This is a genomic window from Rhodoferax sp. OV413 (assembly GCF_945881795.1).
Classification (GTDB): Bacteria; Pseudomonadota; Gammaproteobacteria; order Burkholderiales; family Burkholderiaceae_C; genus Allorhodoferax.
Window position 1 is genome coordinate 1 of the sequence record NZ_CAMCVG010000084.1, and the last position, 9,229, is coordinate 9,229.

At 63.8% G+C, this 9,229-nt stretch carries 9 protein-coding genes; all 9 read left to right on the plus strand.

The features are described from left to right. The coding region (gene ubiA, locus Q0O05_RS09885) for a 4-hydroxybenzoate octaprenyltransferase (protein ID WP_293662584.1) at positions 1-792 on the plus strand (792 nt) is incomplete at its 5' end. A 56-nt stretch (positions 793-848) separates the two neighbouring features. Next, positions 849-2,546: an arginine--tRNA ligase gene (gene argS, locus Q0O05_RS09890; RefSeq protein ID WP_293662586.1), complete on the plus strand. Its 1,698-nt coding sequence runs from the start codon at positions 849-851 to the stop codon at positions 2,544-2,546. Positions 2,547-2,593: 47 nt separating this feature from the next. After that, complete coding sequence (locus Q0O05_RS09895; protein ID WP_293662587.1) at positions 2,594-3,214, plus strand: SPOR domain-containing protein; 621 nt, start codon at positions 2,594-2,596, stop codon at positions 3,212-3,214. A gap of 80 nt (positions 3,215-3,294) precedes the next feature. Further along, entirely contained in the window at positions 3,295-3,948 is a 654-nt protein-coding gene (locus Q0O05_RS09900) for a thiol:disulfide interchange protein DsbA/DsbL (RefSeq protein WP_293662589.1), read from the plus strand. Between the two features lie 70 nt (positions 3,949-4,018). Further along, the gene (lptA, locus tag Q0O05_RS09905; RefSeq protein WP_293662590.1) at positions 4,019-4,630 is read left to right on the plus strand and encodes a lipopolysaccharide transport periplasmic protein LptA; all 612 of its coding nucleotides are present in this window, start codon (positions 4,019-4,021) and stop codon (positions 4,628-4,630) included. Further along, a complete protein-coding gene (lptB, locus tag Q0O05_RS09910) occupies positions 4,627-5,412 on the plus strand; it encodes an LPS export ABC transporter ATP-binding protein (protein WP_293662592.1) in 786 nt (261 codons plus the stop codon). The genes lptA and lptB overlap by 4 nt, the downstream gene beginning before the upstream one ends. Beyond that, positions 5,413-7,047, plus strand: a complete 1,635-nt coding sequence (gene rpoN, locus Q0O05_RS09915) for an RNA polymerase factor sigma-54 (protein WP_293662594.1) — start codon at positions 5,413-5,415, stop codon at positions 7,045-7,047. Next, positions 7,044-8,333 (plus strand): THUMP domain-containing protein, encoded by a 1,290-nt coding sequence (locus tag Q0O05_RS09920; protein WP_293662596.1) that lies wholly within the window; start codon positions 7,044-7,046, stop codon positions 8,331-8,333. The genes rpoN and Q0O05_RS09920 overlap by 4 nt, the downstream gene beginning before the upstream one ends. Positions 8,334-8,363: 30 nt before the next feature. Beyond that, on the plus strand, positions 8,364-8,792 hold the full coding sequence (locus tag Q0O05_RS09925) for a putative toxin-antitoxin system toxin component, PIN family (protein ID WP_293662598.1): 429 nt from the start codon (positions 8,364-8,366) through the stop codon (positions 8,790-8,792). Positions 8,793-9,229 lie beyond the last annotated feature (437 nt).

Here is a 9,229-nt window from a genome sequence, read left to right on the forward strand (position 1 = left end):
TTGCTGTGGCCGACGCTCTCTGCGCTGTGGTTGGCGGCGGGGGGCTTTCCGGGGTGGCATCTGCTGGCGGTATTCACCCTGGGTACCGTGCTGATGCGCAGCGCGGGGTGTTGCGTCAATGATGTGGCGGACCGGGAATTCGACAAACACGTTAAACGCACCGCGCAGCGGCCGGTGACCAGCGGGCGCATCTCCAGCCGCGAGGCGCTGGCGGTGGGCGGGGTGTTGGCGCTCATCGCCTTTGGGTTGGTGCTCACTACCAACGCCGCTACCGTGGCCTGGTCGATCGCCGCGCTGGTGGTCGCGGTGGCGTACCCTTATGCCAAACGCTTTTTTGCCATGCCGCAGGCGGTGCTGGGGGTGGCGTTCAGTTTTGGTGTGCCGATGGCGTTTGCGGCGGTGCAGGGCAGCGTTCCTTGGCATGCCTGGGGCTTGCTGCTTGGCAATCTTTTTTGGGTGCTGGCTTACGACACCGAATACGCCATGGTCGACCGTGATGATGACCTGAAGATTGGCATCAAAACCTCCGCCATCACCCTCGGGCGCTGGGATGTGCCGGCCATCTTGGTGTTTTACGCGTTGTACTTGCTGGTGTGGTCGGCGCTGGTGTTGCCCCGTATTGCAGCGTCCTGGGGTTGGTGGCTGGGAGTGGCCGCAGCTGCGGCACAGGTGCTGTGGCACTGGCGGCTGATTTCCGACCGCTCTCGAGAAGGCTGTTTCAAAGCCTTCCGCCTGAACCACTGGGTGGGGTGTGCGGTGTTTGCCGGCGTGGTGTGCGGCGTGGGCCTTTAGCCTGCCACGCCGGCAATAGCCCCAGCGGCTGACACCGCCCCCCGTAAAATCCGCCGATGCTCAACGTCAAACACGACCTTCTGCAGGTGCTGGCCGCCTGCCTCGAAAAACTTTCTCCCGGTGCCGGCCTCAAAGCGGCCTTCGAGTCGCCCAAGGTGGCGGCGCACGGCGACTTTGCCACCACCGCGGCCATGCAAATGGCCAAGCCCCTGAAGCTGAACCCCCGCCAGCTCGCCGAAACCCTGCGCACCGAGTTGCTGGCCACGCCTGCCTACCAACAGTGGGTGCAGGACATCGAGATTGCCGGGCCGGGATTTATCAACATCCGCCTGACCCCCGCGGCCAAGCAGGAAATCGTGCGCGAGGTGCTGGGCCAGGGCGCGCGCTTTGGCTACCAGCTGGACCGCGGCCTGCCGGTGCTGGTGGAGTTTGTGTCGGCCAACCCTACCGGCCCGCTGCACGTGGGCCATGGGCGCCAGGCCGCGCTGGGCGACGCCATTTGCAACTTGTTTGCCACGCAAGGCTACAAGGTGCACCGCGAGTTTTATTACAACGACGCCGGCGTGCAGATTGACACCCTGACCAAGAGCACCCAGCTGCGCGCCAAGGGCTTCAAGCCCGGCGACAGCTGCTGGCCCACCGACCCCGACAACCCAGAGAGCAAGGCTTTCTACAACGGCGACTACATCGCCGACATTGCCCGTGACTTTGTGGCCCGCTCCACCGTCAAGGCCGACGACCGCGAGTTCACCGCCAATGGCGATGTAGACGACTACGACAACATCCGCCAGTTCGCAGTGGCCTACCTGCGCAACGAGCAGGACAAGGACCTGCAAGCCTTCAACCTGCACTTTGACCAGTACTACCTGGAATCCAGCCTGTACACCAGCGGGCGAGTCGATGCGGCGGTGAATAAGTTGATTGCCAATGGCAAGACTTACGAACAGGACGGTGCCTTGTGGCTCAAGAGCACTGACTACGGCGACGACAAAGACCGCGTCATGCGCAAAGGCGACGGCAGCTACACCTACTTTGTGCCCGATGTGGCCTACCACATCGCCAAGTGGGAGCGCGGTTTCACCAAGGTGGTCAACATCCAGGGCACCGACCACCACGGCACGATTGCCCGTGTGCGCGCCGGGCTGCAGGCGGCTGATGTGGGCATCCCGCAGGGCTACCCCGACTATGTGCTGCACACCATGGTGCGCGTGGTGCGCGGCGGGGAAGAAGTCAAGATCAGCAAGCGCGCCGGCAGCTATGTGACGCTGCGTGACCTGATTGAATGGACCAGCAAGGACGCGGTGCGTTTCTTCCTGCTCAGTCGCAAGCCCGACACCGAATACACCTTCGATGTAGACCTGGCGGTGCAAAAGAACAACGACAACCCGGTGTACTACGTGCAGTACGCGCACGCCCGCATCTGCTCGGTGCTGGCCAGCTGGGGCGGCGATGTGGCCGCGCTCAAAGCGGTGGACTTGTCGGCCCTGCAGAGCCCGCAGGCCCAGGCGTTGATGCTGCTGCTGGCCAAATACCCCGAGATGCTGACCGCTGCCACCGAGGGCGAGGCCCCGCACGACGTGAGCTTTTACCTGCGCGAGCTGGCTGCGAGCTACCACAGCTACTACGATGCCGAACGCATTCTGGTGGACGAAGAAGCGGTCAAGCTGGCGCGGCTGGCGCTGGTCGCAGCCACCGCGCAGGTGCTGCACAATGGCCTGGCAGTGCTGGGTGTGAGCGCCCCGCAAAAAATGTAACGATTTAAGAATGCAACGATTCAAAAGTTTGGCAAAGTGAGCATGGCATGAAGTCGGAACGTGGCGGAACCCTGGTGGGGTTCATCATCGGCGTGGTGGTGGGCCTGGGCGCGGCATTGGCGGTAGCGGTGTATGTGACCAAGGTGCCGGTGCCCTTCATGAACAAGAGCCAGAGCCGCAGCGCCGACCAGGACGCCGCCGAGGCCCAGAAAAACAAAAACTGGGACCCCAACGCGCCCATGTACGGCAAGAATCCTGCGCCGGCCGTGCCTGTGGCCACCGTGCCCGGCGCTCCTGCCAAGGACAACAAGCCCGACGGGAAAGTAGCGGACAAGGCAACGGATAAAGCCGCAGACAAAGCCTCCGCCGATCCGCTGGGTGATCTGGTCCGGGCCAAAGCGGGCGGCGCGGATACGGACACCTTTACCTACTGGGTGCAGGTCGGCTCGTTCCGTACCGCTGAGGACGCCGAGACCCAGCGCGCCAAGCTCTCGCTCAGCGGCATAGAAACCAAGATCAGCGAGCGCGAACTGGCCGGCAAGCCGGTATTCCGCGTGCGGGTCGGCCCCTTTGACCACAAGGAAGACGCCGACAAGGCCAAAGAGAAAATGGACAAGGCCGGCCTAGAAACGGCCCTGGTCCGCGTGCAGCGCCAAACCCAGCCCTGAACCATCCCTGAACCATCCCTGAACCAGCCCGGCCCATCGGACCGGACCCTCATCCCAACACCATTACGGAGTCAAGCACTATGAAACGTCGCGCATTCACACAAGTGGCAGGCGGTGCCGCATTGGCCGCCACGCTGGGCTCAGGCCAGGCCCTGGCGCAAGCGAGAAAGCCGCAGGCCGGCACCGATTACATGGCGCTGGATCCACGCGCTCCGGTTGAGGCGCCGGCAGGAAAAGTCGAGGTGGTGGAGTTCTTCTGGTACAGCTGCTCGCACTGCAACGCCTTCGAGCCCAGTTTGCAGACCTGGGTCAAGAACCTGCCCAAGGATGTGTCTTTCCGCCGCGCGCCAGTGGCCTTCCAGGAAACCTTTGTGGCCCAGCAGCGCTTGTATTTCACGCTCGAGGCGATGGGTCTGGTGGAGAAGCTGCATGGCAAGGTGTTTGTTGCGATTCACGCCGAGAAGTTGAACCTCTCCAGGCCCGAAGCGATCGTGGACTGGGCGGTGCAGCAGGGCGTGGAAAAAGACAAGTTCCTCGCCCAGTACAACTCCTTCGCCGTGGCCACCAAGGCCGGCAAGTCCACCCAGCTGCAAAACGCCTACAAGGTTGAGGGCGTGCCGGCGCTGGGCGTGGCCGGTCGCTTCTATACCGACGGCTCTCTTGCCGGCAACATGCAGCGCGCCCTGATGGTGGTGGATTCGTTGGTTGCCGACGTGCGCGCGGGCCGGGCCTGAGCCGCGCGTTGGCAAGGCGCGGCGCTGGCTACAATGCATCGAGCGCATTTGCAGCAAGTTTCGTGCCCCTATGAAAAACCCCCTTATTTTCCTGTCGGTGCTTCTGGCTATGGCCGGCTGGTCCGGCTCCGCGCAGGCCGAAAAAGCCGACCGCAACAAGCCCATGCATGTGGAGTCCGACGCGCTGCGCTACGACGACCTCAAGCAGGTCAGCGTCTTTTCGGGCAACGTGGTGCTCACCAAGGGCACCATCTTGATTCGGGGCAGCCAGATTGAGGTACGCCAGGACCCCGAGGGCTATCAGTACGGGCTGGTGACCGGCTCCCCGGCCAAGCAGGCATTTTTCCGCCAGAAGCGTGAGGGGCTGGAGGAGTTCATCGAGGGCGAGGGCGACACCATCGAATACGACGGCAAGGCCGACACGGTGCGCTTCATCAAAAAGGCCCAGATGCGCCGCCTGCGGGGTACCACCTTGGCCGATGAGGTGACCGGCGCGCTGATCGTGTATGAAAACCTGACCGACCGGTTCACCGTGGACGGTGGGCCCAAGGCGGCCGGCGCGCCCACAGGCCGTGTGCGGGCCATGCTCACACCCAAGCCGGAGCCGGTAGGCGCTGCCGGTGCTGCCGCCTCGGGCGGGGCGCTCAAGACGACGCCACAGCTCGATAAGGCCGGCCAGTGAACGCTGACCCCAAGGCCACCCCGGCAGATGCGCCAAGCGCTGCCGGGCGGCTCGAAGCCCGCCACCTGCAGAAGTCGTACGGCAAGCGCCAGGTCGTGAAAGACGTGTCGCTGGCGGTGCGCACCGGCGAAGTGGTGGGCCTGCTGGGCCCCAATGGCGCCGGTAAGACCACGTCCTTTTACATGATTGTGGGACTGGTGCGCGCCAGTGGCGGAGACATTCTGATTGACGGCCAGAGCATCGAGCACATGCCCATCCACCGCCGCGCGCGCCTGGGACTGGGCTATCTGCCGCAGGAGGCGTCAATTTTTCGCAAGCTCAATGTGGCCGACAACGTGCGCGCCGTGCTAGAACTGCAGCACGACGATCAGGGCCAGCCGCTGAGTCCGGATGAGGTCGAGCAGCGGCTCACCCACCTGCTGCAGGAGCTGCGGGTGGAGCACCTGCGGGATTCGCCCTCGCTGGCCTTGTCGGGCGGCGAGCGGCGCCGGGTCGAGATTGCCCGCGCCCTGGCGACCCGCCCGCGATTTATTTTGCTGGATGAGCCCTTTGCCGGTATCGACCCGATTGCGGTCATCGAGATCCAGCGCATCATCAATTTCCTGAAGGCGCGCGGCATCGGCGTGCTGATCACCGACCACAACGTGCGCGAAACCCTAGGCATCTGCGACCACGCCTACATCATCAGTGACGGACATGTGCTGGCCCAGGGCACGCCCTCCGAGATCGTGAACAACGCCGACGTCCGCCGCGTGTACCTCGGCGAACACTTCAAGATGTAGATGAAGCCGGGCCTGTCACTGCGCGCGTCGCAGCACCTGGCGCTGACGCCTCAGTTGCAACAGTCCATCCGATTGCTGCAACTCTCGACGCTGGAGCTCAGCCAGGAGGTCGAGCAGATGCTGGACGAAAACCCGTTTCTCGAGCTCGCTGAAGATCGCGCCGAGCGCGAAGACTTCGGGCTGGATGCAGCCGACGCGCCGGTGAGCGAGGGCGACCGGCTCTCGGAGGTGGGCGACGCAGCCCGGGACGGAAGCGAATTTGCTCCTGTTTCTATAGCTGACTACGCAGCATCTATAAGCTCTACCACCCCATTAGACGGTGAATCCCGAGCCTCCGGCCCTGACGAACCTGATGAACCTGATGAACCTGACTGGGGCGGCGACGGCAGCAGCGAGACGGCGGCTGACGACGGCGAGTGGGGTGTTGAGGCCCAAGCCAAGTCCAACAACCTCGAAGACGACGGGCAGAACGATGCCTTCGAGCGGGCCCGCTCCGGCGAGTCGCTGCAGGCCTACTTGCACCGCCAGGCGGGTGGCCTGCGCGCCGGGCCCGAGGACATGGCGGCGCTGCGCTTTTTGATTGAGTCGCTCAACGACGACGGCTACCTCGAAGAACCCCTGGAGGAACTTGCCCGGACCCTGCAGCCCGCGGACGACGAGCAGCTGCACGCGCTGGTGCACCACTTCACCGTGGCGCTGGGGCTGCTGCAGAGCCTGGAGCCGATGGGTGTGGGCGCCCGCGATCTGGGCGAATGCCTGCGCCTGCAAATGGCGGCGCTGCTGCACACCGCGGATGAAGACGGCCACCACGGGCGCCTCGAGCTCTTAAACGTGGCGCTCTCGGTGTGTCGCCAGCCGATGGAGCTGCTGGCGCGGCGCGACATCAAGCGGCTGGTGGCGGCAGGCGCGGGCAGCGAAGCGCTGGTGCGCGAGGCGATTGCCCTGATTGCGCGCCTGGAGCCCAAGCCCGGCCGGCGTTTTGTGGATGTGGAGCGCAACATCGTGGTGCCCGATGTGCTGGTGCAGGCGATTGGCAAGCCAGGCGGCATGCCGAAATTCCGGGTGCTGCTGAACCCCGATGTGATGCCCCGCCTGAAGGTGCACGACATTTATTCCAACGTGCTGCGCAACCACAAGGCCAGCGCCAGCCACGCCGGGCTGCAGCAGCGCCTGCAAGAAGCGCGCTGGTTCATCAAAAACATTCAGCAGCGCTTTGACACCATCCTGCGGGTGAGCACCGCGATTGTGGACCGGCAAAAGAGCTTCTTCACCCACGGCGAGCTGGCCATGCGACCGCTGGTGCTGCGTGAAATTGCCGACGAGCTGGGCCTGCACGAGTCCACCATCAGCCGGGTCACGACCGCCAAATACATGGCCACGCCCTTTGGCACCGTGGAGCTGAAGTATTTTTTCGGCTCGGGGCTGGGAACCGAGTCGGGCGGCAACGCGTCCAGCACCGCGGTGCGCGCGCTTATCAAGCAGTTCATTGCCTCCGAGAGCAGCACCAAGCCGTTGAGCGACAACCAGATTTCCGACATGCTCAAAGAACAAGGCATTGATTGCGCCCGGCGCACCGTGGCCAAATACCGCGAGGGCATGAAAATCGCCCCCGCCTCACTCCGCAAAGCGCTATGAACCAACTGACCCTTTTCCTGCCCTGCGCCGCCGGCGTGGAGGAATACCTGGCGCCGGAGATCTTGCAGATCACGGGCCTGCCGCCGGGCTGCATCACCAAGCAACGCGGAGGTGTGGCGGTGCGCAGCTCGTTGGACCATGCCATGCTGCTCAACCTGCACAGCAGGCTGGCCCAGCGGGTGCTGGTGCTGGTGTCGTACACCGAGTACCGCAGCGAGCAGGACCTCTACCGCGCCGCCATGCAGGTGGAGTGGGAGCGCTGGTTTACCCCGCGCGAGAGCATCAAGGTCGAGGTCACCGCGCAGCACAGCCCGCTGACCTCGCTCAACTTCGCCGCCTTGAAGGTGAAAGACGCAGTGTGCGACCGCTTTCGCGAGGTGGCTGGCGGTGTGCGCCCGGACGTGGACACCCAGTGGCCCGATGTGAGGATTTACGCCCACCTCACCACCGACAGCTGCAGCCTCTATATCGACACCTCAGGCGAGCCGCTTTTCAAGCGCGGTTGGCGCGAAGACAAGGGCGACGCGCCGCTCAAGGAAACCCTAGCCGCCGCCATGATTGCGGCCAGCGGCTGGGCCTCGGGCGACGCCGACCTGCTGCCGCTCTACGACCCCTGCTGCGGCAGCGGCACGGTGGTGATTGAGGCCGCGCAAATCGCCTGCAATATCGCCGCCGGTTCGCTGCGCCGTTTTGCCTTTGAGAAGTACAAGCCGTTTCGCGCGCAGAGCTGGGCCGCTATGAAAAAAGAAGCTGCCGACGCAGTGGTGAAGCCGGAGCCAGGCCAAAAAGCCTTGATTTACGGCAGCGACGTGTCGTTCCGGATGGTGGATTTTGCCGAGCGCAATGCCCAACGCGCCGGCGTGGCCGATGTGATTGAGTTCCGCGGCGGCGACGCCCTGCAGCGCATGCCCCCGATCGACGTAATCGCCACCGGCGGCGGCCTGATGCTGATCAACCCGCCCTATGGCGAGCGCATCGGTATTGGCGGGGTGGCGGGCGAGGGCGAGGGTGCGCGCTTTGGCGCGCGTGAGTTGGCACAAGCCGACGACGGCGTGGAATTTTTCAACCAGCTGGCCAGCCACTGGAAGAAGAACTACAGCGGCTGGACAGCCTGGATGCTCACCCCCGACCTCAAGCTGCCCAGCAAGATGCGCCTCAAGGAATCGCGCCGCGTACCCATGTGGAACGGCCCGCTGGAGTGCCGGTTGTTCAGGTTCGACATGGTGAAGGGCCGCCTGGCCCCGGGTGGCGCAGCGCCCGCAAACGACGCCGCGCCGCAGGGGTGAAAGCCGCGCTCAATGCCTGAGGCGACTGACTTGACGTTACAGGTGCTGCTGCCGGTGCCCCGCATCGTGCTTGACACCAACATCGTGCTGGACCTGCTCGTCTTTCAAGACCCGCGCACCCCGCCCCTGCGCGAGGCCCTGCAGGCCGGCACATTGCAGTGGGTGGCCACCGCCGCCATGCGCGACGAGCTTGAGCGGGTGCTGGCTTATCCGCACATCGCCAAGCGCCTTGCGTTTTATAGGCTGGAACCGGCTGCCGTCTTGGCCGCGCGCGACGCATGGGCCCACACGGTGGAGCCCGCAGCCAAGGCCCCCGTGACCTGCAAAGACCCGGACGACCAGCGCTTCATCGATTTGGCAGTCGCCCATCGCTGCCTGGTGCTGAGCAAAGACAACGCCGTACTTTGCATGGCAAAACGCCTGCTGGCGCTTGGTGCATCTGCGCGGGCTGCTATTTAATCGATAGCGAAAGCTTGGCGGGCGACTTGGTTAGCCTGCGTGACGAAGAAGTACAGCATTTATGCCTTTGAGTCGCAAATAGGGGTGTAGCAAGCGGTATCGGAAGCTGCTGTGCCAACTCGGATGCCGGGGCCAATGGCATCAATGCAGGCAACAAAGTTCTTGCGTTGACAAGTAGGTCAATCTGCAGCCTCCAAAATTGTGCAGTCATGGCTAGATGCTTCGGGCCGCTGGCTGGGCGCAATGTTTATGGATCCAGATAAAACTATTTGTCAGTACGTTGTCAGGACGTTATCATAGATCAATTCGTCAACAAGAGGGCGCCATGACCGCAGTCTTTCATTCCAAATCCGAGCGCATCGATGTGCGTGCCAGCGTACCCGTGAAGCAATTGCTTCAGGAAGCGGCGCGCGTGGCGCACAAAAATGTGAGCGAGT